This is a genomic window from Pseudomonas sp., from assembly GCF_040514055.1.
Classification (GTDB): Bacteria; Pseudomonadota; Gammaproteobacteria; order Pseudomonadales; family Pseudomonadaceae; genus Aquipseudomonas.
On the sequence record NZ_JBEVDL010000046.1, the window covers coordinates 25,800 to 51,212 of the forward strand.

General features: G+C 64.3%; 28 protein-coding genes. 18 read left to right on the forward strand and 10 right to left on the reverse strand.

Features of this window, described 5'->3' with window-relative positions:
• Positions 1-10 precede the first annotated feature (10 nt).
• The 8 genes from ABWY06_RS10970 (at position 11) to ABWY06_RS11005 (ending at position 6,354) form a co-directional block, all read left to right on the forward strand.
• Entirely contained in the window at positions 11-850 is an 840-nt protein-coding gene (locus ABWY06_RS10970) for an ATP-binding cassette domain-containing protein (RefSeq protein WP_353925632.1), read from the forward strand.
• Positions 847-1,560 carry an ABC transporter ATP-binding protein gene (locus ABWY06_RS10975; RefSeq protein WP_353925597.1) on the forward strand — a complete coding sequence of 238 codons (714 nt, stop codon included), beginning with the start codon at positions 847-849 and terminating at the stop codon, positions 1,558-1,560. Before ABWY06_RS10970 ends, ABWY06_RS10975 begins: the two co-directional genes overlap by 4 nt.
• Before the next feature lie 99 nt (positions 1,561-1,659).
• Complete coding sequence (lhpI, locus tag ABWY06_RS10980) at positions 1,660-2,601, forward strand: bifunctional Delta(1)-pyrroline-2-carboxylate/Delta(1)-piperideine-2-carboxylate reductase (RefSeq protein WP_353925598.1); 942 nt, start codon at positions 1,660-1,662, stop codon at positions 2,599-2,601.
• A 218-nt stretch (positions 2,602-2,819) separates the two neighbouring features.
• Entirely contained in the window at positions 2,820-3,593 is a 774-nt protein-coding gene (locus ABWY06_RS10985) for an SDR family oxidoreductase (RefSeq protein WP_353925599.1), read from the forward strand.
• 967 nt (positions 3,594-4,560) lie between these two features.
• A complete protein-coding gene (locus tag ABWY06_RS10990) occupies positions 4,561-4,725 on the forward strand; it encodes a hypothetical protein (RefSeq protein ID WP_353925600.1) in 165 nt (54 codons plus the stop codon).
• Positions 4,726-5,141: 416 nt separating this feature from the next.
• Positions 5,142-5,552 (forward strand): Imm70 family immunity protein, encoded by a 411-nt coding sequence (locus ABWY06_RS10995; RefSeq protein ID WP_353925601.1) that lies wholly within the window; start codon positions 5,142-5,144, stop codon positions 5,550-5,552.
• Positions 5,553-5,845: 293 nt separating this feature from the next.
• On the forward strand, positions 5,846-6,007 hold the full coding sequence (locus tag ABWY06_RS11000; protein ID WP_353925602.1) for a DUF2986 domain-containing protein: 162 nt from the start codon (positions 5,846-5,848) through the stop codon (positions 6,005-6,007).
• 134 nt (positions 6,008-6,141) lie between these two features.
• A complete protein-coding gene (locus ABWY06_RS11005; protein ID WP_353925603.1) occupies positions 6,142-6,354 on the forward strand; it encodes a DUF6434 domain-containing protein in 213 nt (70 codons plus the stop codon).
• A 204-nt stretch (positions 6,355-6,558) separates the two neighbouring features.
• Here the strand turns inward: ABWY06_RS11005 and ABWY06_RS11010 are convergent, their stop codons facing one another.
• The 6 genes from ABWY06_RS11010 to ABWY06_RS11035 all read right to left on the reverse strand — a co-directional run bounded on the left by ABWY06_RS11010 (position 6,559) and on the right by ABWY06_RS11035 (position 11,101).
• Positions 6,559-7,692: an AGE family epimerase/isomerase gene (locus ABWY06_RS11010; protein WP_353925604.1), complete on the reverse strand. Its 1,134-nt coding sequence runs from the start codon at positions 7,690-7,692 to the stop codon at positions 6,559-6,561.
• 132 nt (positions 7,693-7,824) lie between these two features.
• Entirely contained in the window at positions 7,825-8,397 is a 573-nt protein-coding gene (locus ABWY06_RS11015; protein WP_353925605.1) for a HupE/UreJ family protein, read from the reverse strand.
• A 36-nt stretch (positions 8,398-8,433) separates the two neighbouring features.
• On the reverse strand, positions 8,434-9,048 hold the full coding sequence (ureG, locus tag ABWY06_RS11020; RefSeq protein ID WP_353925606.1) for an urease accessory protein UreG: 615 nt from the start codon (positions 9,046-9,048) through the stop codon (positions 8,434-8,436).
• A gap of 15 nt (positions 9,049-9,063) precedes the next feature.
• The gene (locus tag ABWY06_RS11025) at positions 9,064-9,741 is read right to left on the reverse strand and encodes an urease accessory protein UreF (RefSeq protein ID WP_353925607.1); all 678 of its coding nucleotides are present in this window, start codon (positions 9,739-9,741) and stop codon (positions 9,064-9,066) included.
• Positions 9,742-9,784: 43 nt separating this feature from the next.
• Complete coding sequence (gene ureE, locus ABWY06_RS11030) at positions 9,785-10,285, reverse strand: urease accessory protein UreE (RefSeq protein ID WP_353925608.1); 501 nt, start codon at positions 10,283-10,285, stop codon at positions 9,785-9,787.
• Positions 10,286-10,468: 183 nt separating this feature from the next.
• Positions 10,469-11,101 carry a TetR family transcriptional regulator gene (locus ABWY06_RS11035; protein WP_353925609.1) on the reverse strand — a complete coding sequence of 211 codons (633 nt, stop codon included), beginning with the start codon at positions 11,099-11,101 and terminating at the stop codon, positions 10,469-10,471.
• A 144-nt stretch (positions 11,102-11,245) separates the two neighbouring features.
• Between ABWY06_RS11035 and ABWY06_RS11040 the strand changes: the two genes are divergently transcribed.
• Positions 11,246-12,361: a ferredoxin reductase gene (locus ABWY06_RS11040; protein WP_353925610.1), complete on the forward strand. Its 1,116-nt coding sequence runs from the start codon at positions 11,246-11,248 to the stop codon at positions 12,359-12,361.
• 44 nt (positions 12,362-12,405) lie between these two features.
• A complete protein-coding gene (locus tag ABWY06_RS11045; protein ID WP_353925611.1) occupies positions 12,406-13,488 on the forward strand; it encodes a fatty acid desaturase family protein in 1,083 nt (360 codons plus the stop codon).
• A 79-nt stretch (positions 13,489-13,567) separates the two neighbouring features.
• Here ABWY06_RS11045 and ABWY06_RS11050 read toward each other — a convergent pair whose 3' ends face one another.
• Positions 13,568-14,086 carry a hypothetical protein gene (locus tag ABWY06_RS11050; RefSeq protein WP_353925612.1) on the reverse strand — a complete coding sequence of 173 codons (519 nt, stop codon included), beginning with the start codon at positions 14,084-14,086 and terminating at the stop codon, positions 13,568-13,570.
• A 358-nt stretch (positions 14,087-14,444) separates the two neighbouring features.
• Here ABWY06_RS11050 and ABWY06_RS11055 point away from each other — a divergent pair, with 358 nt between their 5' ends.
• From ABWY06_RS11055 to ABWY06_RS11065, 3 genes are all read left to right on the forward strand, one after another.
• Entirely contained in the window at positions 14,445-16,532 is a 2,088-nt protein-coding gene (locus ABWY06_RS11055) for an AsmA family protein (RefSeq protein WP_353925613.1), read from the forward strand.
• Between the two features lie 68 nt (positions 16,533-16,600).
• Positions 16,601-16,975: a Rho termination factor N-terminal domain-containing protein gene (locus ABWY06_RS11060; protein WP_353925614.1), complete on the forward strand. Its 375-nt coding sequence runs from the start codon at positions 16,601-16,603 to the stop codon at positions 16,973-16,975.
• A gap of 124 nt (positions 16,976-17,099) precedes the next feature.
• Complete coding sequence (locus tag ABWY06_RS11065; protein WP_353925615.1) at positions 17,100-17,990, forward strand: esterase/lipase family protein; 891 nt, start codon at positions 17,100-17,102, stop codon at positions 17,988-17,990.
• 16 nt (positions 17,991-18,006) lie between these two features.
• Here ABWY06_RS11065 and ABWY06_RS11070 read toward each other — a convergent pair whose 3' ends face one another.
• Together ABWY06_RS11070 and ABWY06_RS11075 are read right to left on the reverse strand one after the other, a co-directional pair.
• Entirely contained in the window at positions 18,007-18,216 is a 210-nt protein-coding gene (locus ABWY06_RS11070) for a hypothetical protein (protein WP_353925616.1), read from the reverse strand.
• A 19-nt stretch (positions 18,217-18,235) separates the two neighbouring features.
• Positions 18,236-18,958 carry a class I SAM-dependent methyltransferase gene (locus tag ABWY06_RS11075; RefSeq protein WP_353925617.1) on the reverse strand — a complete coding sequence of 241 codons (723 nt, stop codon included), beginning with the start codon at positions 18,956-18,958 and terminating at the stop codon, positions 18,236-18,238.
• Positions 18,959-19,218: 260 nt separating this feature from the next.
• Between ABWY06_RS11075 and ABWY06_RS11080 the strand changes: the two genes are divergently transcribed.
• The 4 genes from ABWY06_RS11080 to ABWY06_RS11095 all read left to right on the forward strand — a co-directional run bounded on the left by ABWY06_RS11080 (position 19,219) and on the right by ABWY06_RS11095 (position 22,349).
• Positions 19,219-19,539, forward strand: a complete 321-nt coding sequence (locus ABWY06_RS11080; RefSeq protein WP_353925618.1) for a hypothetical protein — start codon at positions 19,219-19,221, stop codon at positions 19,537-19,539.
• 162 nt (positions 19,540-19,701) lie between these two features.
• Entirely contained in the window at positions 19,702-20,631 is a 930-nt protein-coding gene (locus ABWY06_RS11085) for a ZIP family metal transporter (protein ID WP_353925619.1), read from the forward strand.
• A gap of 33 nt (positions 20,632-20,664) precedes the next feature.
• Complete coding sequence (locus tag ABWY06_RS11090) at positions 20,665-21,591, forward strand: ABC transporter ATP-binding protein (protein ID WP_353925620.1); 927 nt, start codon at positions 20,665-20,667, stop codon at positions 21,589-21,591.
• A complete protein-coding gene (locus ABWY06_RS11095) occupies positions 21,588-22,349 on the forward strand; it encodes an ABC transporter permease (RefSeq protein WP_353925621.1) in 762 nt (253 codons plus the stop codon). Before ABWY06_RS11090 ends, ABWY06_RS11095 begins: the two co-directional genes overlap by 4 nt.
• 13 nt (positions 22,350-22,362) lie before the next feature.
• Here the strand turns inward: ABWY06_RS11095 and ABWY06_RS11100 are convergent, their stop codons facing one another.
• Positions 22,363-23,628, reverse strand: a complete 1,266-nt coding sequence (locus ABWY06_RS11100; protein WP_353925622.1) for an Hsp70 family protein — start codon at positions 23,626-23,628, stop codon at positions 22,363-22,365.
• 340 nt (positions 23,629-23,968) lie between these two features.
• Here ABWY06_RS11100 and gbpA point away from each other — a divergent pair, with 340 nt between their 5' ends.
• The gene (gbpA, locus tag ABWY06_RS11105) at positions 23,969-25,390 is read left to right on the forward strand and encodes an N-acetylglucosamine-binding protein GbpA (RefSeq protein WP_353925623.1); all 1,422 of its coding nucleotides are present in this window, start codon (positions 23,969-23,971) and stop codon (positions 25,388-25,390) included.
• Positions 25,391-25,413: the final 23 nt, after the last annotated feature.

The following is a 25,413-nucleotide window of genomic DNA, read 5'->3' on the forward strand; positions in this document are numbered from 1 at the left end:
CGAACACCTGATGATGCAGTTCGGCGGTATCAAGGCGCTGAACGATGTGAGTTTCGCCATCAAGCGGCACTCGATCTCGGCCCTGATCGGCCCCAACGGGGCCGGCAAGACCACGGTGTTCAACTGCCTGACCGGGTTTTACAAGGCCACCGGCGGCGATATCCGCCTCGATGCCCAGGCCAAGATCACCCAGGTCGGCAAGATCATGGGCGAACCCTTCGAGGTCGGCGATTTCATCTCGCCGCCGAAGTTTTTCAACCGGCTGTTCTACAAGATGTTCGGCGGCACCCACCTGGTCAACCGCGCCGGCCTGGCGCGCACCTTCCAGAACATCCGGTTGTTCAAGGAAATGTCGGTGGTGGAGAACCTGCTGGTGGCCCAGCACATGTGGGTCAACCGCAGCATGTTCGCCGGTGTGCTTAACACGCCGGGTTTCCGCGCGGCGGAGAACACGGCGTTGGACACGGCCTTCTACTGGCTCGAGGTGGTCGACCTGGTCGACTGCGCCAACCGCCTGGCGGGCGAGCTGTCCTACGGCCAGCAACGCCGTCTGGAGATTGCCCGGGCCATGTGCACCCGCCCGGAAATCATCTGCCTGGACGAGCCGGCCGCCGGTCTCAACCCCCAGGAAACCGAGGCGCTGAGCCGGATCATCCGGCTGTTGCGTGACGAACACCAGATCACCGTTCTGCTGATCGAACACGACATGGGCATGGTTATGAGCATTTCCGATCACATCATCGTGCTCGACCACGGCGCGTTGATCGCCGAAGGCGGCCCCGAGGCGATTCGCAGCAATCCCAAGGTGATCGCCGCCTACCTGGGCGCGGACGAGGAGGAGCTGGTATGACGGCCCTGCTCGAGTTCAAGGATGTCGACGTCTACTACGGGCCGATCCAGGCCCTGAAGAAGGTCAACCTGCATATCAACGAAGGCGAGACCGTCAGCCTGATCGGCGCCAACGGCGCCGGCAAGTCGACCCTGCTGATGTCGATCTTCGGTCAGCCCCAGGCCGCCGCCGGGCAGATCGTCTACGCCGGTACCGACATCACGCGCAAGTCCTCGCACTTCGTCGCCTCCAACGGCATCGCCCAGTCGCCCGAAGGGCGGCGGGTGTTCCCGGACATGAGCGTGGAAGAGAACCTGCTGATGGGCACCATTCCCATCGGCGCCAAGTATGCCGACGAGGACATGAAGCGCATGTTCGCCCTGTTTCCGCGTCTGGAGGAGCGGCGCAACCAGCGGGCGATGACCATGTCCGGCGGCGAGCAGCAGATGCTGGCCATCGCCCGGGCGCTGATGAGCCGGCCGAAGCTGTTGCTGCTGGACGAGCCGAGCCTGGGCCTGGCGCCGATCGTGGTCAAGCATATCTTCCAGACCTTGCGTGAACTGGCCAAGGGCGGCATGACCATCTTCCTGGTCGAGCAGAACGCCAACCACGCGTTGCGCCTGTCCGACCGCGGTTATGTGATGGTCAACGGTGAGATTCGCCTGTCCGGCACCGGCCAGGAGCTGTTGGGCAACGAGGAAGTGCGCAACGCCTACCTGGGCGGCCACTGAGTCCTGCGGGCACGTTCGGCATGCGCCGGATGCGCCCGCCCTTTTTCTTCCCCGTACCGCCGTCGCCCCCTGGGCGTCGGCCGGTCCAGGAGTGTCGCGATGCACAGCCTGCGCTTTTTCACCGACGCCGATGTGGCGGCGGCGTTGCCCTATGCCCCCTTGATCGAGGCCCTGCGCCGTGGCCTGCAGCAGCCCTGCCAGGCGCCGGTGCGCAGCGCCCATGGGTTGCCGGCGGACGCCAGCCTGTTGCAGATGCCCGTCTGGCAGGCTGGCCAGGGCATCGGCGTCAAGCTGGTCACGGTGTTCCCTGGCAATGCGGGCCTTGGCTTGCCGTCGGTGGCCGCGGTGTTTGCCCTGTTCGACGACCAGACCGGCCAGCCGTTGGCGTTGCTGGAAGCGACGGAGCTGACCGCCCGGCGGACCGCCTGCGCCTCGGCCCTGGCCGCCGATTACCTGGCGCGGCGCGATGCCAAGCGACTGCTGATCGTCGGCAGCGGCACCCTCGCGGCCCATATGGTACGGGCCCATTGCAGCGTGCGTGATTACCAGCGGGTGCAGATCTGGGGTCGCAGCGCGGCCAAACTGGCCCCCCTGGTGGCGCAGCTGCGGGGCGAGGGTTATCCGGTCGAGGCCAGCCTGGACCTGCCGGCCAGTGTCCGGGAGGCCGACAGCCTCAGCTGCGTGACCACCTCGCGCGAGGCGCTGGTGTTGGGGGCCTGGCTGACACCGGGCTGCCACCTGGACCTGGTCGGGGCCTTTCTGCCGAGCATGCGCGAGACCGACGCCGCGGCAGTAGCCCGGGCGCGCATCGTGGTGGACACCCGCGACGGGGCGTTGGCCGAGGCCGGCGACCTGCTGGCGGCCATTGCCGAGGGGGCCATCACCGCCGACTCCATCCAGACCCAACTGTGCGACCTGCTGCAAGGTCGCGGGCAGCGCCGGGATGAACAGGAAATCACCTTGTTCAAGTCCGTCGGCTATGCCCTGGAGGACCTGGTGGCGGCCCGGGCGCTGCTCGCGGTCCTCGACCGGCCGAAATAACCCTCGCAATTCAAACCCTTGGCCCGTTTTGCCGGCGACTTATCCCAGTGGTCTGTGGAGCGAACTGTGGATAACATGGGTAAATCCGCGCTCACCCCACATGCGGCGCGCCCTGCACGCCATCGTACGTTATTTGACCAGTGGGGCCGAGTGAACGCTATGCCACGCCGGAAATCCCGGCCCGGCTGCTCAGACGCCCCCGATCGAGGAAAGCATCCATGACGTCCAATACCCTGTTTATCACCGGCGCCACGTCCGGGTTCGGTGAGGCCTGCGCCCGACGCTTCGCGCGCGACGGCTGGTCACTGGTGATCACCGGCCGCCGCGCGGAGCGGCTGCACGCCCTGCGCGACGAGCTGGCGGCGCTGACCGAGGTGCATGCCCTGGAGCTGGATGTGCGCGACCGGTCCGCCATGGAGAGTGCCATCGCCAGTTTGCCGGAGTCGTTTTCCCGCCTGCGCGGGCTGATCAACAACGCGGGCCTGGCGCTGGGCGCCGACCCCGCGCCCCAGTGCGCGCTGGACGACTGGGACTGCATGGTGGACACCAATATCAAGGGCCTGCTGTACAGCACCCGCCTGCTGCTGCCCCGGCTGATCGCCCATGGCCGCGGCGCCAGCATCGTCAACCTGGGTTCCATCGCCGGCAGTTACCCCTACCCGGGCAGCCATGTGTACGGCGCCACCAAGGCCTTCGTCGAGCAGTTTTCCCTGAGCTTGCGCTGCGACCTGGTGGGCAGCGGGGTGCGGGTCAGCAATATCGAGCCGGGCCTGTGCGAAAGCGAGTTTTCCCTGGTGCGCTTCGGCGGCGATCAGGCGCGCTACGACGCCACCTATGCCGGCGCCGAGGCGATCCAGTCGGCGGACATCGCCGAGACGGTGTTCTGGGTGCTCAACCAACCGGCGCATATCAATATCAATCGCCTGGAGCTGATGCCAGTCAGCCAGACCTGGGCCGGTTTTTCCATCGACCGTTCGGCCAGGCCGGCCTGAGCCTTTGGCGCGAACCCGGGTGCAGGGGCGAATTTATTCGCTGGGCGACCGAGGGTCTTAGGCCTGTGTAGGCAGCGCGGGGACGCCTGGCCCATAAGCGCGCAGCTTGGGCCGTTTTGCCGAGGCGCTTTTCGTTGCGTGGTGGGGGCCGCCTAGGATCGCCGCGCGCTAAGCCGCTGCAACAAACCACTCTGCGGCCGCCCAGATGCAGAGGTTTTCCAGAACACGCTACATGGGGTGCCGCCTAGCGCGTTTTCGCCTTATCTTGGTCCGCAGTTTCAGATCTCGGCCGCGAAGAGTGCTACAAGATTGAGCACCTCCCCCGACGTGTACACAGGCGCGCTTTTTGTAGGGTGGTGGGGGCCGCCTAGGATAGCCGCGCGGAAAACTGCGCCAACAAACCACGGCGCGGCCGAGCGCGGCGTAACCCACGCGGACGGGCGCCCAGGTGCAGACAGACTTCTAGTGAAACCGCTCTAGGCTGAGCGCAGCGATACCCATCGAGCCAGTATCCGGTCTACACGCGTTGTTTTAAGCGTGCGCCACGCCCAGCCCCGCAGCGCCCTTCGCTTGGCTCCGGCGACCCACTGCACTATGCTCGGCCAACGCAATGAAATGTCAGCCAACCCGGGCTATCCGGCACGAACAATTGTTATCCCCGTTGCATGCAGGGGGGGCGGTAGCCTGTCCGCATCAGACTAACCGCAGCGGACTGTCCCCCGGAAAGTACAGGCTTGTGCAGCGGATGGACGCGAATGGGGCTGCGTTGTCCCGATGCAGTCGTATCGGACGAGCACAATGTGGAAGCCAAGCGAATAATGGCTGGGTATTGAGGGGGCGGGTAAGTTGATATTTATATTGATTTTTGCGTAGCTGTAAGGCTGTGCGTGCGGATTTATCTAGAGGTCACTGTTATGCAAAGTTGTGGAATTCCATCTCGTCACTGTTATGTATCAAGGAGATACACATGAATGCGGAAAGCTCAGCGCAATCGGAGGAAATAATGCAGCTTGAACCAAAGGAAATTAAACGCCCCTGGTATGTTTATTTAATGGCCGTGTGGGCATTTATCGGCATCGGTGGCCTCCTGTCGACTGTAGTTCGTTACTTCGCCAGCCCAGGCGATGAGTAATATAAATTGGCTGCGGTTTTCATTATGATTTTTGCAGTTGTATTGGCCGTAAGCATAATTCAAATGAAGAAATTATCCATAATTGTATTTGGAGTCTTGTGCGCAGTAATTGCGGCCTTTCAAATCTTTAATATGGTATACATCGCATATCAAGGAGTCCCAGTCGTCTCGCTTGCGCCCATGCTGGTTTTCATACTCCCTTCATCAGTCTTTGCAGCTCTTTCACTCCGTCCAAAATTATTAAAATTGGCAGTGTCATTTAGAGAGCCAATCGAACGAGAGGCAATGATAAAGTACGCCATGAAAAAAGTCAGAGGCTGAGTAAGTGCAGAAATTAGTTCAAATCGTTAGCTTCGCTTCGCTCCCTCGGCCCGGCTAAAGCCGGCCCTTAACCAACCGATAACCGAAGAGGGAATATGGCCGTAGGAATTACTGTTGGATCGATAACGGATGAGATAGGGGCGCCTAGCTTTGTCCATGCATTCTTCTCAACCATTAGCGCTCATTGCGAGCCTAATGGCTGGGGCACAAGCTTCCCCGGCCTGATGAAAGAACTCTATCAGGGACGCCTTTCATTTATGCATTCCAAAGCTGCTCTGGGTGAACTGGAACAGGCCAAGCTGCTACTTAAGGATTTACAGCCGTCACAGGTTGTCTGGGATATCGAAGATCGTAAAACTCAACCCCCGTGGGGCAACAACATTGCGAGTACTATTACCAATCTAAGCAACTACTTCGTATCAAGCACTGGAGGAGACGTTTTCGCTTTGCTTGAGGCGGCACTTAGGGCATCAGCTGATAAAGGGCGTGATGTCACTCTCGGCTAGCAATGCGCTCAAAGCGCTCACTTCGTTCGCTGGGGCGGATTAAAGTCAGCCCCTTAACCAAACGTTATGTATCGCAAATGGCTAAGGAGTGGTATTCAGTAAAAGAGCTACTCCAGTATTCAGGGGCGGAGTCGATTTTTTGAGGGTCAATAAGGGTCAAAGTCATTGGTTTTTAATTCGATAAAACGGAAGCCGAACGATAGAATACCTCTTGGCCCTGTTCTGGAGCAGAATGCCGGAGCGGGCGGTGGTGGCGATCTGCGAATTCAAGAATCACAAGCTGAGTAGAAGATATGAATCGTCGTAAAAAAATAAATCAGTTATTAAAAGCTCATGCCAAAAAAGCCAGTGCCAAATTGGCGCCAAAAACTAAGGATAAGTACATCAGTAAAGCTGATCGATTGAAGCTGGCCGCTGAAGCCACTCAAGATTCAATCGTTTCTTCTGAGGGCTGATTTGTTTATCTTAAGCGCCAAGGTGGGTTGAGGGTATTCAGGGTCAGAGTCGATTTCCGCGCTTCTTTCACTAGGACTGCATTTCGTAGACCCTCAACCTAAGCGTCAGGCAATATTGAAACCAAGGAGCAAAGATGGCTGATTTTGATTGGCATGCTGGTGAGATAACGAAGAACACCTTGGTGACTGATACCTATCGGAATACTCAAAACGTGCGCCGATTTTTGATTGAGGCGTGCGGGCCCGATTTCAAGTTTGACCGAGCGTTTATGGCCTGGATAACAGATGGCACATCCAAAACAATGGGCGAGGTGGCGGTTGAGTGGCTGCGGCGACATAACCTGTAATGGGCTAGTGGCCGGTGTGGCAAATTGACTGAGTCCATTTCGGCGCCCAAGGCCCCGGTACTGCGTGGCTGATCCTCGCCATGGCGGGCTATGACTCGTTACAGCGCCGTGTTTCAGAACCCCAGGCATCCGAACCTAACAGGCCACTGGTTTCCGCCAACCGGCGTGGCCTCTTCCCTGCATCACCAGGCGTTGCAGAGCACGCTACTGCAAATACGGCAAATACGCCGCCAACCCGGCATAACAGGTCGCCAGGTGATAGGGCGTGGTCGAGGGCATATCGTGGCGGGCCGGGCGGCCATCGCCCTCGCGGCATTCGGTCCAGCCGGCGGGGTGCAGGAAATGCTGCTGTAGGGCTCGCAGCTGCTGCAGCACCCGGGCCTCGCCTTCCGGGCGCAGGGTCAGGGCACGCAGGTACTCGGCCTGGGCCCAGATCCGCCGGGTGCCGTCCAGCAGCTGGCCGGACGGCGCCAGCCGGGCCTGCACGGCTCCGTCTATCACCCCTAGGCGCTCGACCTGTTCGAAGGCCCGCTGCAGCGACGTGTGCAGGGCGCCGCCGCGCAGCAGGGGCGAGGACTCGACCAGGTAGAACCACTCGAACTGATGCCCTGGCTCGAACCAGTTGTTCGCCGTGCCCAGGGGGTGCTCCAGCACCAGGCTCCGCTCGGGGTCGACGAAACGGCGCTGCATGCCATCGGCCAGGCGCATGAGGGTAGTTGCCAGCGCCGGGCTCGGGCGCAGGTCGAGGCTGACCAGCAGGGCCTCCGCCAGGTGCATCAGCGGGTTCTGCAACGGGCCGCTGCCCAGGTCGCTCCAGTCCTCGGCGAGTTCGGCGTGGTAGAGCCCGTCGCCATCGGCAAAGTGCCGGGCCAGCAGATCCAGGGCCTGGTCCAGCACCGCGTCGACCTGCGGATCGGCGACCTTGCCCCGGTAATGGGCGCAGGCAAAGATCACGAAGGCGTGGCTGTAGAGGTCCTTGCGCCGGTCCAGGGGCTGGCCCAGGGCGTCGATGCTATAGAACCAGCCGCCGTGCAGCGGGTCGTGGAAATGCCGCTGCAGCGAGTCGAACAGCTGCGCGGCATGAGCGCGGGCATCAGCTTCCTGGGGCGTGTCGAGCAGGCTGGCGAACAGGTACAGCTGGCGGGCGCAGGCCATGGCTCGGTAGCGCTGCGGCGCCAGTGGTGTGCCTTCGAGCAGGGCCTCATAGGGCAGTGCCAGCACCGGGTTCCAGCCGGGACCTTGCCAGAGTGGCACCACGACCTGGTGGAAATGCCGTTGCACCTGGGCAAAGGTGTCGCGCAGCGCGGCGCTGGACGTGGAGCGGGACGGGTCGGGCATGGGCGGTCACGGCAAGAGGCAGTGCGCCCATGGTAACAGCCGCCAACCGCCGCCGAATATACGCCGCAGCGTCGGGCCCGTTCATCTGGGCCGACAGGCAGGGCTATCGACTGCGCCGAGCGTCTCGCCCGGTTAGCTGGCCAGCAGCCAGAGACCGGCGGCTGCCGAACCGGCCCCTGCCAGGCGCACCAGGGGCGCCGCCGCCCGCGGCAGGCCGCGTACCAGGGCATAGCCGGCCCCATGCAGCGCCGCGGTGGCCAGGGTAAAACCCAGGGCATAGCCGGCGGGGCTGGTCAGTGCCGGCAGCTCAAGGCCATGGGCCAGACCGTGGGCCAGAGCGAACACCGCCGTCAGCGGCAGGGCCAGGCCCAGGGGCGGGCGGGCGGCCAGGGCCACCAACAAGCCGAGTGCCAGCACCGAGGCGGCGATGCCGCTTTCCAGGCCCGGCAGCACCAGGCCCTGAAAGCCCAGCAGGCCGCCGAGCGTCAGGCTGACGACGAAGGTGGCCGGCAGCGCCAGGCGCGCCAGGCCTTGTTGCTGGGCGGCCCAGAGGCCCACGGCAAGCATGGCCAGCAAATGGTCCAGGCCAAACAGCGGATGCGCCAGGCCAGCCAGCACGCCGCTGTGGCCATGGCCGTCATGGGCCAGGGCGAGACCGGGCAACAGGAGCAGGGTTAAGCCGAGCAGGGCGGTTCTAGGCATCATGGGACTGTCCTTGTGGGAGATAAAAACGCAAGCGCATCAGGCGGCGACCAACAGGCCCTGGCGCTCAATAAAGGCGATGATCGCGTCCAGGCCCTGGCCGGTTTTCTGGTTACTGAAGACGAAGGGTTTCTCGCCGCGCATCTTCAGGGTGTCGCGTTCCATCACCTCCAGCGAGGCGCCGACCAGGGGCGCCAGGTCGATCTTGTTGATCACCAGCAGGTCCGACTTGCAGATGCCCGGCCCGCCTTTGCGCGGCAGTTTGTCGCCGGCCGAGACGTCGATCACGTAGAGGGTCAGGTCGGAGAGCTCCGGGCTGAAAGTGGCGGACAGGTTGTCGCCGCCGGACTCGACGATGATCAGGTCCAGCCCGGGAAAGCGCCGGTTCAGTTGCTCAACCGCCTCCAGGTTGATCGAGGCGTCTTCGCGAATGGCGGTGTGCGGGCAGCCGCCGGTTTCCACGCCAATGATTCGCTCCGGCGCCAGGGCCTGGTTACGCACCAGGAAGTCGGCGTCTTCACGGGTGTAGATGTCGTTGGTCACCACCGCCAGGTTGTAGCGCTCGCGCAGCGCCAGGCACAGCGCCAGGGTCAGGGCGGTCTTGCCGGAGCCAACCGGGCCGCCGATACCGATGCGCAGGGGTTGCTGGGTCATGGCGTTATCCTCTTCTTAAGATCGGAACAAACGGCTGTACTGGCGCTCATGGGCCATGCTGACCAGGGCCAGGCCAAAGGCGGCGCTGCCCCAGTGGCCAGGTGGCAGGGCGCAGCAATGCTCCTGGGCCTGCTGCAGGCAGGGCAGCAGGCGCGAGGTCAGGCGCTGGGCGGCTTGCTGGCCCAGGGGCAGGGTTTTCATCAACACCGCCAGCTGGTTTTCCAGCCAGCCCCAGAGCCAGGCGGCCAGGGCATCCGCCGGCGCGATGGACCAGGCTCGCGCCGCCAGCGCCCAGGCCAGGGCCAGTCCGGGCGGCGCGGCACGGTTTTCCAGCAGCCCGCGGGCGGTGTCGTCCAGTTCCGGCAGGCCGCTGAGCAACTGCTGCAACGAGTAGCCCATCTGCCGGCTTTCCTGTTGCAGCTCGCGGGTCTCACGGCTGGCCCGGTGCTCCTCGTCCAGGCTCAGCAGCTCGGGCCAGTCGGCCGCAGCGGCGGCCCGGCAATGGGCCAGCAGCAGCGGCGCCTCGAAGCGCGCCAGGTTCAAGCGCAGTTGATCGCTGACCCAGACAAAGGCGGTCTCGGCGTCATGCACCCGAGCCTGCTCGACCGCCATTTCCAGGCCTTGGGAATAGCTGTAGCCGCCGATCGGCAGTTGCGGACTGGCCAGGCGCAGCAGTGCCCAGGCGGGATTCATCGCCGGTTGCCCGCTGTGGAGCGGGGCGAGCCGTTGCAAGGGTTCATGGGCGCACGCCGAACTGGTGCAGGCGTGGCGCGTAGCTGAACTGCGCCTCGCCGGCATGGGAGTGGTGATGGCCGCCGCCATAGGCGCCCTGTTCCGGCTGGTAGGGCGCCTCCAGGGGTTCGACACGGGCGCCGAGTTGTTCGAGCATGGCCTGCAGGACATGGTCCTCCGGCAGGCGCAGCCAGCCGTCGCCCAGCTGCAAGGCGACATGGCGATTGCCCAGGTGATAGGCCGCCCGGGTCAGTTCGAAGGGCGACACGCAGGTCACGTGCAGCAACCGCTCGGCGCGGGCGCGCACGCGCACGATCCGACCGTCCTCGGCCTGCAGGCAGTCGCCCTCCTGCAACGGCGGCTGGCCGCGCTCGAGAAATAGTCCGACCTCCTCGCCGGTGGCGCTGAAACAGCGCAGCCGAGTCTTGCTGCGAGCCTCATGGGTCAGCTGCAGTTCGGCATCCCAGTGTGCTTGGAGGGGGAGGCGTTGACGAATTACCAGCATAAGCAAGGTCCGGCCAGGGCAGTGGCTGGAAGTAGAGCAAAGGCCTTGCCAATTGCCGCCAGCGCCCGCTGCACGCGGACTGCGGACACTCCCGCCCTGGCATGCCTGGGATTGGGGCGCCCTTGCGGGCACATTTGGTGCGGGGTGCCCGGTGCTGCGCGGGGTTGGTGCGTGAGCCTGGCCTCAGTAAGGCTTGCCCAGGCCTTGCCAGTGTTTGGCGCCGATAAAGATAAAGCGCAACTGCTGGATCATCTTGGCTTCGGGCGTCAGGTGGGGCGGCAGTTCGGGCGAGGGCGGGTCGATCAGTTCCGGCAAGGTGGCGAAGACGGTCTTGACCACCAGGTCGGCGATCACCGCCTGGGCGGCGATATCCAGGTGCGGCAGCTTGCGCATGCCACTCAGGTCGCTGACCAGGTCGGCGGTAAAACCCTCGCGCAGGGTGGCGATCGCCTGGCGCACCAGTTGCGAGCCACCGTATTGCTCGCGGGCCAGGAACAGGAACTGCGAGCGGTTGGCCGTCACCACGTTGAGAAAAATATGCACCGAGGCGTCGATCACGCCACCCAGTTCGAACTCGTTCTGCCGCACCACCCGGATGGTCTCCCGGAAGGTCTCGCCCACTTCGCTGACCAGCGCCAGGCCGAGCTGGTCCATGTTGTCGAAGTGGCGATAAAAGCCGGTGGGCACGATGCCGGCGCTGCGCGCCACCTCGCGCAGGCTGAGGCTGCCAAAGCCGCGGCCACTGTCCATCAGGCTGCGGGCAGCGTCCATCAGAGCGAGGCGGGTTTGCTGCTTCTGAGAGGCGCGTGGCGACATGCGGAGGACTGCTTTTTATGACCGTGCCCGGGAGTCTAACAAAGGCGCTTCGCTGGCGTCGAACCGGTATTTCGGTGAACAAGTGTTGACTGAAGCGAAGCGCTCAGGCAGTTTAGTGAACAACTGTTCACTGGAGGCTTCGCCATGCCCTTTGCCCGTTTGGCCCCGAACCTATGGCTGGGGCGCCTGTTGCATCCCGTGCGCTGGTTGACGGCGCGCGGTTGGCTGCGTGAGGCCGAGGTCGACGCCGTCCTGGCCCGCCTGCACCCCAGCTGGCGGTTGCAACGGGTGTTCGCCCGTGTCGAGCGTCGACAGTGGGTGGCCGAGGACATGCTGGCCCTGACCCTGCGGCCCAATGGCAATTGGCCTGGCGCCCGACCCGGCCAGCACCTGCAGCTCTACCTGGAGTGCGACGGGGTGCGCCTGTGCCGCAGTTACAGCCTGACGGCCCAGCACCCGGATGGTTCGTTGGAAATCGCCATCAAACGTCAGCCGGACGGGCGCCTGTCGAACCCGCTGCTGGACCGGGTGGAAGTCGGGCAGGTGCTGGAGCTGGGCACGGTCGCCGGTGAACTGCGCTGGCCCGCCGCGCCCCAGGGCGTTCTGCTGCTGGCCGCAGGCAGCGGGCTGACGCCCGTGCTGGGCTTGCTGCGGCATGCCCTCGAACAGGGCTTTTCGGCACCGGTCACGCTGCTGCACTACGTGCGTCGTCATAGCCAGCGCGCCTTTGTCGACGAGCTGGACGCGCTGCAGCGGCGATACCCCAATTTCCGGGTGCATTGGGGCCTGAGTGGGGAGAGCGGCGATGCTGCCACCCTGCGTGGACGGTTTTGCGCCGAGCACCTGGAGGCATTGCCGCCGGCCGCGGTGCAGCAGGTGATTGCCTGCGGGCCGGGTGGTTTTGTCGCGCAGGTGCAGCACTGGTGGCAACAATTGGCGGCGCCAGGCGACCTGCAGCTGGAGTCGTTCAGCCCGGCGCATGTGCCGCAAACGCTGCTGACCACTAAGGTGCAGCTGCGTTTCGCCCGCTCGGGCCAGCACTGCACGGGGGATAACCAACGCAGCCTGTTGCAACAAGCCGAAGCCGCCGGGCTGCGTCCGGCCCATGGCTGTCGCCAAGGCATCTGCGCCAGCTGCACCTGTCGCCTGCTCAGTGGCGCGGTGCGCGACCTGCGCAACGGCCAGGTGCAAAGCGAACCCGATCAGGCGATCCGGCTGTGCGTCAGCGCGCCGCTGGGGGACGTGATCCTCGACCTCTAAATCCCTTCACTCATGGGCGGGCGCTGCGCCCGGGAGCCACTTCGATGAGACAAGATCGCGATTTGCAAGGCACCGAGCTGGACGCCTTTGGCGCTGAACTGGATGCACTACGCCTGCGCACCCTGGCGGACCTGGGCGAGGCGGATGCCCGTTATATCCGCCGGATCCGCGCCGTGATCCGTGGCTGCGCCGGCAGCGGCCGGCTGCTGCTGTTCTGCGGCTGGTTCGCCCCCAGTTGGCTGCTGGGTACCCTGTTGCTGGGGCTGGCGAAAATTCTGGAGAACATGGAGCTGGGCCACAACGTCATGCACGGCCAATACGACTGGATGAACGATCCCGAGTTGGCCGGTCGGAGGTATGAGTGGGACATCGCCGGCAGCGCCGATTTCTGGCGACACACCCACAACCATATCCATCACAGCTACACCAATGTGCTGGGCATGGACGATGACATCGGCTATGGCGTGGTGCGCCTGTTCCCGGAGCAGCGCTGGAAGCCCTTTTACCGCTGGCAGCCGCTGTGGGTCACGGTGCAGGCCGTGCTGTTCCAGTATTCGATCGCCATTCAGCATCTGCGCCTGGACAAGGTCTACAAGGGCCGTCTGGCCATGGACGAGGTGCGACCCCTGCTGCGCCAGTTCCGGCAGAAGTTGCTGCGTCAGTGGAGCAAGGACTACCTGCTGTTTCCGCTGCTGGCGTTGCTGGTGGCAGCGCCGGTTGGCGCCGTGCTGCTGGGTAACCTGATGGCCAACCTGATACGCAACCTGTGGACCTTCACGGTGATCTTCTGCGGCCATTTCACCGAGCAGGCGGCGGTCTTTCCGGCCAGCGTGCTGCAGGACGAAAGCCGCGGTCACTGGTACCTGCGCCAGCTACGCGGTTCCAGCAACCTGCAGGGCGGACCGCTGTTCCATATCCTCACCGGCAACCTCAGCCACCAGATCGAGCACCACCTGTTCCCCGACCTGCCCGCCCGGCGTTATGCCGCGTTGGCCATCGAGGTCCGCGCCATTGCCGAACGTTATGGCCAGACCTATAACAGCGGGCGCCTGGGCGCGCAATTCCTTACCGTGCTCAAACGCATCTGGCTGTATCGCCTGCCCAATCGCGAGGCCTTGCCGGTTTGACCTGTCCCTGAAACGACCAGCCCGGCATTAGCCGGGCTGTTAAGGGTGACAAAGACATTGTCATGGGCCGATCTCCGAGTCAGCTGACGCGATGACTGTCCAGCGTGCGCTCGGCACCGCCTTCTGCCAGCTCAAAGCGCTGTTGCTGTGGGGTACGCTCGGTACCGCCTTCGGCCAGCTCAAAACGCTGTTGCTGCGGGGTACGCTCGGCACCGCCTTCGGCCAGCTCAAAACGTTGCTGCTGCGGAGTACGCTTGGCACCGCCTTCGGCCAGGTCAAAACGTTGTTGCTGCGGGGTACGTTCGGCACCGCCTTCGGCCAGCTCAAAACGTTGTTGCTGCGGAGTACGCTCGGCACCGCCTTCGGCCAGGTCGACGCGTTGCTGGCCGAGGTCATGGCGGGTCAGGCCCGCGGTGACCCGAATGCGTTGCAGCAGGCGTTCGGCTCCGCCTTCGGCGAGGTGGCGATCGAGGATGCGCGGTGCTTGCTGGCTGTCGCGGGCTTCACCGAGCAGGGGTTGGGGATCGTCGCTGGGCAGTGCCAGGGCGTTGGCGGCAAACACGCTCAGGGCCAGGCCGAGAACAAGTGGGCGTTTCATGATGGGGTCTCCTGGGAGATCAATAATGGCTACGGAGCCAATACTAAGGACGGGGCCGGGAATAAGAAGTTGAGTCGGGTAATAGTCACCATCAATTCCTTCGATGGTGGGTTGGGCGGCTCTAGGGCGGGGCCTGCAGCCCGGTGTCAAGCCCTCGCGGCCGGCCGTCGCGGCCTCCCGGGTGGGCTGTCGAAAGGGCGACGAGGCGGTCGCGCCGACGCGCTCGGGCAAATCTGATGGAGTCTTTCCGGGCTTTTGCCAGTCGATAGCTTATGCCTGCTCCTTTCTCCTCCCGTCAGTGCCCGGTGTTGCCAATACGGGCTGCGGCTGAACCGATGGACTTCCAGGAGCTTCCTGCATGAGCCGTGGCGTCAAGCGCCTGTTGGTCAGTGTTGCCCTGCTGTTGCTGCTGTTCGGCGGCGCGTTGGCGGTGCTGGTTACCTTGGATTGGAACCTGATCAAGCCCCAACTCAATGCCCGGGTGTCGGCGGCGTTGCAGCGGCCCTTCGCGATCGAGGGCCCGCTGCAGGTGAGCTGGCAGCGGCAGGCCGGGGAAACCGGTTGGCGCGGCTGGTTGCCCTGGCCCCGGATCCGCGCCCAGCAACTGACCCTGGGCAACCCCGAGGGGATGGCACAAGGTGGTTTTGTAGAGCTCGCTCAGGTCGAGTTTCGCCTTTCGCCCCTGGCGCTCTTCGAGCAGCGCCTGGTGATTCCGCGTATCGAGCTGAGTGCACCCCAGGTGGCGCTCGAGCGCCTGGCCGACGGACGTAGCAACTGGCGTTTCGACAGTGGTGAGCCGGCGCAACCGTCCCGTTGGCGTTTGGAGATTGGCGAGCTGGCCTTCGATCGGGCCCGTATCGCCGTGCGCGACGCGCAGTACGCCAGCCAGTTCGCCCTCGAGGTCGAGCCCCTGGGCGCGCCCATCGTGTTCAAGGACCTGCTGGCCGCCCCTGCTGCTGCCCCAGGGCGAGCGTCCAGGGTCGAGCCCGCGGCCCCGCCATCGGCTGCCACCCCGATGCCCGCTGCGGACTATGCCTTTGCCTGGCGGGTCGAGGGGCGTTATCGCGATCAGCCACTGTCCGGCGCCGGGCGGCTTGGCGGGCTGCTGGCGTTGCGCGAGGGTCGGGAGCCCTTGGCGGTGCAGGCCGACCTGCACCTGGGCAGCAACCGGGTACGCTTGAGCGGCACCCTGACCGACCCATTGAACCTGGCCGCACTGGACCTGCAACTGGCGTTGTCGGGCAGCACCCTGGCCAGTTTCTACCCAATGACCGGGGTCGCGCTGCCCGAGACGCCGGCCTTTGCCACCGAGGGACGCTTGCGGGCGCGGCTGCGCGCGGCGGGCGGTCCGGTTTTTCACTACCAGGACTTCACCGGGCGTATCGGCGGCAGCGATATCGGCGGTGATGTGACCTATGTTCTGCGGGCGCCGCGGCCGAAGTTATCCGCAGTGCTGGTTTCCGAGGCGCTGCGGTTCGAGGACCTGGCGCCCTTGATCGGCGCTCGCAGGCGTACGCCGCCGACACCCGACACGCCTGCGGCCGAGCGGCGACCGGCGGGCAAGGTACTGCCCGTAACCGCACTGAATACCGAGCGCTGGCAAGCGATGGACGCCGATGTGCAGTTCACCGGTAAACGCATCGTCCACAGCGAGCAGCTGCCCTTTACCGATCTTTACACCCACCTGCTGCTGGACCAGGGCCAGTTGCGCCTGGAGCCTTTGCGCTTCGGCGTGGCCGGGGGGCGCCTGGAGGCGCGCATCCGCCTCGAGGGCGCGACCACCCCGTTGCGCGGCCAGGCCCGGGTGAGCGCCCGGCACCTGCAGCTCAAGCAACTGGTCCCGGGTTTCGAACCCATGCAGACCAGCCTGGGCGAGCTCAATGGCGACGCCGACCTGCGCGGCAGCGGTGCGTCCATCGCCGCGTTGCTGGGCAGTGCCGACGGCGAGGTGCAATTGCTGATCAATGACGGTGCGGTCAGTCGCGGCCTGATGGAAATAGCCGGGCTTAACCTGGGCAATTACCTGGTCAGCCGCCTGTTCGGCGACGACACGGTGAAGATCAACTGCGCGCTGGCCGATATCGAGGTGCGCCAAGGGGTGGCCCGTCCGCGGGTCATGGTGGTCGACACGGAAAATGCGCGAATCGAGGTGGCCGGTAGCATCGATATGGCGCGCGAGCGCCTGGATCTGAGCATCGACCCCGAGGCCAAGGGGCTGCGGCTGCTGTCCCTGCGCTCGCCGCTGTATGTGCGCGGGCCTTTTGGGCGGCCCGATGCCGGCGTCGACGCCTTGCCGCTGGCGGCCCGGGGGGCCGGTTTGCTGGTCGGCGTGGCCGTGGCGCCCTGGGCCGGCTTGCTGGCCCTGGTGGTGCCAGGCCGCGATGCGCCTGAATCCTGCCGGGGGCTGCTGCAGCCCGAAACACCGGCGGCCGGCGCATCACCATAAGGGTCGGCGGCGAACCCTTGCGTCCCTGACCGGTCACCTGGATAAGCCCCCCCTTTCAGGAGAGCGACATGCCCCGCGGCGACAAAGGCACCTACAGCGACAAACAGAAGCGCCAGGCTGAACATATCGAACAGGGGTATGAGCAGCGCGGCGTGCCGCCCGAAGAAGCCGAAGCCCGGGCCTGGGCCACGGTCAATAAGATCTCCGGCGGCGGCGAGAAAGCGGGTGGCGTCGGCCGCCAGCGGCCCGCCGCGGAAAAAGCCGCGGCGCGCCAGGACGTGGCCCAGCGCGCGGCGGCCAGCCGGCAACGGCACGCCGAAGAGACCGTCAGGTTGCAGGCCATGAGCACGCCGCAGCTGCGGGCGCTGGCGGCCGAGCGGCAGCTGCCGGGGCGCTCGCGGCTGCGCAAGCAGGCGCTGATCGATGCGTTGCTGGAGCCATAAGCTCAAGCGCGGCGTCGAACCTCCCTCGACGATTGGCGTCAGACCCCATGATGCCATGGACCCGGGCGCCACGTAGCGCATGGTCCAACGCGTGACTTTTCCCACCCTGAAAGGACGCCGCCTGATGCTTGCCGAACGCACGACCCGTTACCCCCTGGTGCTGGTCCCCGGGCTGCTGGGGTTTATTCGCCTGCTGGGCTACCCCTACTGGTATGGCATTGAGTCGAAGCTGCGCAGCCTGGGCTTCCAGGTGTATCCGGTGCGGGTGTCACCCCTGCATGCCAGCGAAGTCCGTGGCGAGCAGCTGCTGGAGCGGATCCAGGCCCTGTTGCTGGAAACCGGCGCCGACAAAGTCAACCTGATTGGCCATAGCCAGGGGGCGCTGACCGCCCGCTACGCGGCGGCGAAACGGCCGGAGTGGATTGCCTCGGTCACCTCGGTGTCCGGCCCCAATCACGGCTCGGAGTTGGCGGATTACTGTCAGCGCCAGGCGCCCGTGGGCACTTGGCGGGAGCGCCTGTTTGCCTGGGCAATGCGCAGCACCGCACGCTGGATCGGCTGGCTGGAAAGCGGTGCCATCGGCCCGACCTTGCCACTGGATGCCCGGGCCTGTGGCGAGTCCCTGAGCACCGCGGGGGTGGCGCTGTTCAATCACCGTTATCCCCAGGGGCTGCCAGAGGTGTGGGGGGGCGAAGGGGCCGAGGAGGTGGCGGGGGTTCGTTATTACTCCTGGTCCGGCACGCTGCAGCCTGGTTTAACCAATCGTGGCGGCAACCTGTTCGACGGGCCGAACCTGGCGTGTCGCTTGTTTGCGCAAACCTTCACTCGGGAGATCGGTCAGTGCGACGGCATGGTCGGGCGTTTCAGCTCCCACCTGGGTAAGGTCATCGGCGACCAGTATCCGCTGGACCATTTCGACAGTATCAACCAGACCTTCGGCCTGGTCGGCAAGGGCGCCGACCCGGTCGGCCTGTTCATCGAGCATGGCCGGCGCCTGGCCGAGGCTGGTTTGTAACCAGTGCTCCCGCGGTCTACTGGTCGGCCTGTTCCAAGCGCTGGGTGCTTTGGGCATTGGCCTGGTCGATCTGCTGTTTCATCTGCTCCATCTGCTGTTGAGCCTGCTTGGCCTTTTCGGCCTGCAGCGTCGCGGTGGCGGCGGTTTCCGCCGCGCCACAACCGCCCAGTATTAGCGCGCCAAGCAGGCACGGAACCAGGTGGCAGGCATGAAATAAACGGGACATCGGCGACTCCAGGAGAGTGTCAGGGGCGGGTGGAAAATACGCAGGTCAGGTAGCGGTTGCTAAAACCGTAGCGCAGCATGGAAGCCAGGCGCAACAGCAGGTAAAACGGGTGCTTGCGGTAGTAGCGCAGTACCGCGTTGCCGACGCCTTCGGAGCGGTGCTGTTTGCTCGGACGGGAGCGGAACAGGCCTTTGAACTGCCACCACTGCACCTGTTCGAAGTGCCGCTGCGGCTTCAATCCATGGGGGCCAAACAGCGCGAAAAAAGTCCCCTTGCTGAAATCGTGCAGGTGATGCGGATTGCCGTCCAGGGTCGGGGTGATGGGCACGGAGGCGATGATCTGGCCGCCCTCGGCCAGCAGGCTGGCACAGTGCGCGGCCAGTTGCCGGGGGCGCGGCAGGTGTTCGATGGTTTCCAGGCTGACGATGGTATCGAACGCGCTCGTCGGCCTGAAGGTTTGCGCATCGGCGCACTGATAACTCAGGTTCGGCAGGCGGTAGTGGGCCTGGGCGTAGGCAATCGCCGCGGGGTCGATGTCGACCCCGATCACCGTCTTGTCAGGATGCGCCTCGGCCAGCAGGGCGGTGCCATAGCCGCAGCCGCAGGCCATGTCCAATACCCGTTCACCGGCCAGCCACTGGGCGGCGAAACCATAACGTTCCAGGTGGATACGCAGGGTGTCCTGGTCGTCCGGGCTCTGTGGGTCGAGTTGCAGCGGGTAGATACGTTCGATGGTCAGCATGTCTGCTCGTCCCTGGTTAACCGCAGAGTGTCTTCTGGGGCGGACTATAAGGCAGGACGGTGGAGCGCGCCCAGACACCGCCGTGTAATACCGCCGTTGGGGGAAACGCTCTGCGGGCGCAAAAGGATAGTGGCGTTATGCCTGATGTACGCGCTACGCTGAGCCTGCAGAACCGATCGGCTATGCTCGATCGAGCGCCATGCCCTGGTTCGATGCGCGCACGCTGTCCATCAACTGAACCGGTTAGTCAGGGGTACCCCATGAAAAAAATGAAGGATGTTGTCGCTGTGATTGCCTTGCTGGGCGTGGTGGGGACGGCGCAGGCTGCGGTGGAGTTCAAGCTGTCGAACGAGACCAGTGTTGCCGTGACCAGCTTCCAGATCGGTGCGGTCAGCTCCGATGAGTGGGGTGACAACCTGATGGAAGGCTACGAGTTGCCGGCCGACGGGGAAGTGCCGGTCAGTATCGACAACGGCGGCGTCTGCGAAGCGGATATTCTGGTGACCTTCGCCGACGGCACGACCAGCGACGAGCGCGGGGTCGATATCTGCAACCTGGGCACCTATTCGATTCACGAATGATCACGGCAAGCGGCGGGGATGCCCGGCGCCGCTTCGACGCCTGACGGCACCAGTTCTGACGCCTGGCGTCATGGTCGGGGTGCACAAAAGCCAGCGGTACTTGACGGGGCGCCCGGGCGTTGCTGTAAAACAGAGGCCTTAATCCGACTCCGGTGGCCCTGCATGGCAACCCTCTTTCCCACCGGCCGTTCCTTTGGCGCGGCCTGGATCGCCCAGGCCAGGGCCAACCCGATCATCGCCCTGGGGCTGGTCGGCGTCCTGTTGCTGCTGTGCGCATTGGTGGGGATGAGCCTTGACCAGGTCTTCAGCGGGGAGCAGGCCGGGCACCTGCGGTATGCGCTACTGGGTGGCTTGGCCGGGTTTGCCACTACCGCGCTGGGGGCCTTGGCGGCCCTGGTGCTGGGCGATATCTCGGCGCGTACCCAGGACTGCCTGCTGGGGTTTGCCGCCGGGATGATGCTCGCCGCCAGCTCCTTTTCGCTGATCCTGCCGGGACTGGCCGCTGCCCGCGACCTCACCGACAGCGGTGCGCTGGCCGCCTTGACGGTGGTGGCGGGACTGGGGCTGGGCGTGCTGTTGATGCTGGGCCTGGATCGCTTCACCCCCCATGAACACGACAGCACCGGTCCCTGCGGGCCAGGCAGCGAGCGGATCAGCCGGGTGTGGCTGTTTGTCCTGGCGATTACCCTGCATAACCTGCCCGAAGGCATGGCCATCGGCGTCAGTTTCGCCCAGGGTGACCTGCAGGTCGGCCTGCCGCTGACCACCGCGATCGCCCTGCAGGACATTCCCGAAGGGCTGGCGGTGGCGCTGGCCTTGCGTGCCACCGGGCTGTCGGCGCTGAAGTCGGCGCTGGTGGCGGTCGGCTCGGGGCTGATGGAGCCTCTCGGTGCGCTGATCGGCCTGGGCATCTCCAGCAGCCTGGCCATCGCCTACCCCATCAGCCTCGGCCTGGCGGCCGGCGCCATGATCTTCGTGGTGTCCCATGAAGTGATTCCGGAAACCCACCGTAACGGCCACCAGACCCCCGCGACCCTGGGTCTGATGGTCGGTTTCGCGGTGATGCTGTTTCTCGACACCGCGCTGGGCTGAGACGCCCGGCCGTCAATCGCTCAAGGAGTGCCTGTGCAACCGGTTATTTCCATCGAGGGCCTGACCAAAACCTATGCCTCGGGTTTCCAGGCCCTGAAGTCCATCGACTTGCAGATCCACCGGGGCGAGATTTTTGCCCTGCTCGGGCCGAATGGGGCGGGCAAGACCACCCTGATCAGCATTATCTGCGGCATCGTCAATCCCAGCAGCGGCCAGGTTCGCGTCGAGGGCCATGACATCGTCAAGGATTACCGCGCGGCCCGCGCGCGGATCGGCCTGGTACCCCAGGAGTTATTCAACGAAGCCTTCGAAAGCGTCTGGGCCACGGTGAAGTTCAGCCGCGGCCTGTTCGGCAAGGCGCCCGACCCGGTCTACCTGGAAAAGCTGCTGCGCGACCTGTCGCTCTGGGACAAGAAAGACAGCAAGACCATGGCCCTGTCCGGCGGCATGAAACGCCGGGTGATGATCGCCAAGGCGCTGTCCCATGAGCCGCAGATCCTGTTTCTCGACGAACCCACCGCCGGTGTCGACGTGGAATTGCGCCGGGACATGTGGGCCATGGTGCGGGGGCTGCGTGAGCGCGGCGTGACGGTAATCCTGACCACCCACTATATCGAGGAGGCCGAGGAGATGGCCGACCGTATCGGGGTGATCAGCAAGGGCCAGATCATTCTGGTGGAAGACAAGCAGGTGCTGATGGCCAAACTTGGCAAAAAGCAGCTGCGGCTGCACCTGCAGCGGCCGTTGACGGCCATCCCGCCGGCCCTGGCGGCGTACCCGCTGGAGCTCTGCGCCGAGGGCGAGGAGCTGCTGTACACCTTCGATACGCAACGTGAGCAGACCGGCATCGCCGAGCTGTTGCGCCTGCTGAGCGAGCACGGCATCGATTTCAAGGACCTGCAGTCCAGCCAGAGCTCGCTGGAGGAGATTTTCGTCAACCTGGTGAGGGAACAGCCATGAACTGGCATGCCGTACGCGCCATCTACCTGTTCGAGATGGCCCGCACCTGGCGCACGCTGATGCAGAGCATCGCTACCCCGGTGATTTCCACCTCGCTGTACTTCGTGGTGTTCGGCTCGGCCATCGGCGCGCATATGGTCGCCATCGAGGGCGTCAGTTATGCCGCCTTTATCGTGCCTGGGTTGATCATGTTGGCCCTGCTCACCGAGAGCATTTCCAACGCGGCGTTCGGCATCTACATGCCCAAGTACTCCGGCACCCTCTACGAGGTGCTATCGGCGCCGATTTCCTACCTGGAGATCGTCACCGGCTATGTCGGCGCGGCGGCCAGCAAGTCAGTGATCCTGGGGTTGATCATCCTGCTCACCGCGCGGCTCTTTGTACCGTTCCAGATCGCCCATCCCTTCTGGATGATCGGCTTTCTGCTGCTCACGGCACTGACCTTCAGCCTGTTCGGTTTTATCATCGGCATCTGGGCCGATGGCTGGGAAAAACTGCAGCTGGTGCCCGCGCTGATCGTCACGCCGTTGGCGTTTCTGGGGGGCAGCTTCTATTCGATCAGCATGCTGCCGCCGCTGTGGCAGAAACTCACGCTGTTCAACCCGGTGGTCTACCTGATCAGCGGGTTTCGCTGGAGTTTCTACGACGTGGCGGATGTCAGCGTCGCCCTTAGCCTGGGCATGACCTTGCTGTTCCTGCTGCTGTGCCTGGGCCTGGTCGGGTGGATCTTCAAGACCGGCTACCGGCTCAAGCAATAGCCCGCGCGCCGGGTCAGCCGTAGCGTTTTTTCGCTTCGATGGCCAGGCCGCTGCCGATGCTGCCAAACACGTTGCCTTCGGCCTGGCGGGCGTTGGGCAACAAGGCGGTGATGCAGTTGCGCAGCGCCGGCACGCTGCTCGAACCGCCGGTAAAGAACACCGTGTCGATCTGCTCGCCGCGGATGCCGGCATCGACCAGCAGCCGGCTGACGCTGCTTTCGATGCGCTGCAGCAGCGGGCCGATGGCTTCTTCCAGCAGCGTCTGGCTCAACTCGGCGACCAGTCCCGGTTCGATGCGCTCCAGGGACAGGCTGCGGCGTTCGGCCAGGGTCAGCTCGATCTTGCTCTCCTCGACCTGCATCGCCAGCCAGTGGCCGGCGCGTTGCTCGATCAACTTGAACAACCGATCGATGCCGGTGGTGTCGACGATGTCGTAGCGCATGCTTTGCAGCGCCAGCTGCGATTTTTGCGCATAGACCGCGTTGATGGTGTGCCAGGTGGCCAGGTTCAGGTGATGGCTGGTGGGCATAAAGGCAGCGCTTTTCATCCGGCTGCCGTAGCCGAACAACGGCATCACACTGGCCAGGGACAACTGCTTGTCGAAGTCGGTGCCGCCCACATGTACCCCGCCGGTGGCCAGGATATCCGAATGGCGATTGTCCAGTTGGCGGCGTTCCGGCGCCAGGCGCACCAGGGAAAAGTCCGAGGTGCCGCCGCCGATGTCGATGATCAGCACCAGCTCCTCGCGCTCGATGCCACGCTCATAGTCGAACGCCGCGGCGATCGGCTCGTACTGGAACGACACGTCCTTGAAGCCGATTTTCTTCGCCACCTCCACCAGCGTGTCCTGGGCTTCCTGATCGGCCTTTTCGTCGTCGTCGACGAAGAATACCGGGCGGCCCAACACCACTTCCTCGAAGGGGCGTCCGGCCAGTCGCTCGGCGCGCTCCTTAAGCTGACCGAGGAACAACCCGAGGATGTCCTTGAACGGCATGGCGCTGCCCAGCACCGTGGTCTCGGTTTTCAGCAGTTTGGAGCCCAGCAGGCTCTTCAGCGAGCGCATCAGGCGTCCTTCATAACCCTCCAGGTATTCGTGCAGCGCCAGGCGGCCATAGACCGGGCGGCGTTCCTCGAAGTTGAAGAAGACCACCGAAGGCAGGGTGATCTTGTCGTCTTCCAGCGCGATCAGCGGCTCCTGGCCTGGGCGCAGCCAGCCCACGGTGGAGTTCGAGGTGCCGAAATCGATGCCGCAGGCACGGGCTGGGAGGTCGTGTTTCATGGCGTCTGGTGTTCCAGGCAAAAACGGCCGCGCAGTTTATGCCAGCGGCGGGCGCCGTGCTCGGCGATTTGATCGCCGTTCGGCGACCCCCGATCTGCATCGATGACACCGTGCTCAGGAGCGAGCGGGGTGCCCCAGGTCTCAAAACCAGGGTGAACTGGTCAAAGGTTCTGTTGGCACTGCGTTGCGAAATCGCTACGGACGCTCAAAAACGGCCCTTCCGGCTGGTGCGGCAGCATTTTACCGCCAAGAATCGCGGCCTTTCCCGGCGTTTGGCCTAGGCTTGCTGGCTGCGTCGTGACGCGTACGCGAATCGTTATCACCCTGTTCAACGAGGTACATGGAAGTGAAGAAGTCCAATGTCATTATCGCCGGCTGTGCCCTGCTGGCCAGCTCCAGTCTATGGGCCCATGGCTATATCAGCATGCCCGAGGCACGTGGTTATCTGTGCAAGCAAGGCGGCAACAGCAACTGTGGGGCCATCCAGTGGGAGCCGCAGAGCCTGGAGGCGGTGTCCGGCTTTCCCGCCCAGGGCCCGGTCGATGGGCAGATCGCCGGGGCCGGTCTGGCCCAGTTCGGCGAGCTGAACGAGCAGACCAGCAGCCGCTGGAGCAAACGCGCCATGCAGGCCGGGCCGAATAGCTTCAGCTGGCAGTTCACCGCCAATCATGCCACCCGCAACTGGCGTTATTACATCACCAAGGCCGACTGGAACCCCAACCAGAAACTCAGCCGTGCCGCCTTCGAGCTGACGCCTTTCTGCGTGGTCGACGGCGGGATGAAGCAGCCGCCCAAGCAGGTGACCCACACGTGCAACGTGCCGGCGCGCAGTGGCTACCAGGTAGTACTCGGTGTCTGGGAAATCGGCGACACGGTCAACAGCTTTTATAACGTGGTCGACGTGATGTTCAAGGACAGCGTGCCACAGCCGCCAGTGGCCTGGGCGCAGAAGGGCACCATCTATCCCTCGGTCGACCTCAAGGCCGGGGACAGCGTGGTCAGCCGGGTTTTCGACGCCTCCGGAGAGCGCCGTGACCTGCAAACCAAGGTGGCCATCGGCAATGCCACCGAAGGGCAGCGCAACAACTGGGCGTACCAGCTGGCGGCGCGGATCAATGCCGAACAACCGCTGCTGCGTGCCGGGCAGATGGACCAGAGTGGCAAGGTCAGCCCGGTCTACGGTCAGAATGCGATCTACACCAAGGCCGACAGCAACCTGAGCCGAGTCGAAGTGCAGATCAACAAGGACCAGCCGCCGGTCACCGCCGACTTTATGGTCAGCTACCTCAAACCGGCCTACCGCATCACAAAAGGGCAATTGAGCATCGACTTCAGCCTGACGGCCGTGGGCGAGTTGGACGTCAGTGCCTATGTGTACGACCATGGCGGTGCCTCCAAGGGCTTCGCGACGGTGGCGCTTAACAACAATGCCTTGCCCGTGGTCCTCAAGTTGAATCAGCCCAAGGCCGGTCACCATCAGTTGGTCATCAAGGCGGTGGTCAAGGGCAGCGGTGAAGTGCTGCAGAAGACTTTCGACCTGATGCTCAGCGATGACAGCGCCGGCACCGGTCAGGACTACGTGTTCCCCGATGGCCTGCGCAGCTACAAGGCCGGTACCCGTGTGCTACAGCCCAAGACCGGGCTGGTCTATGTCTGCAAGCCGTTCCCCAACAGCGGTTACTGCGTGCAGTGGAGTCCATCGTCGACTCATTACGAGCCGGGAATCGGTTCGCACTGGCAGAGCGCCTGGACCCCGCAGTAAGCAGGCTGCTGTCAATTAGCTGA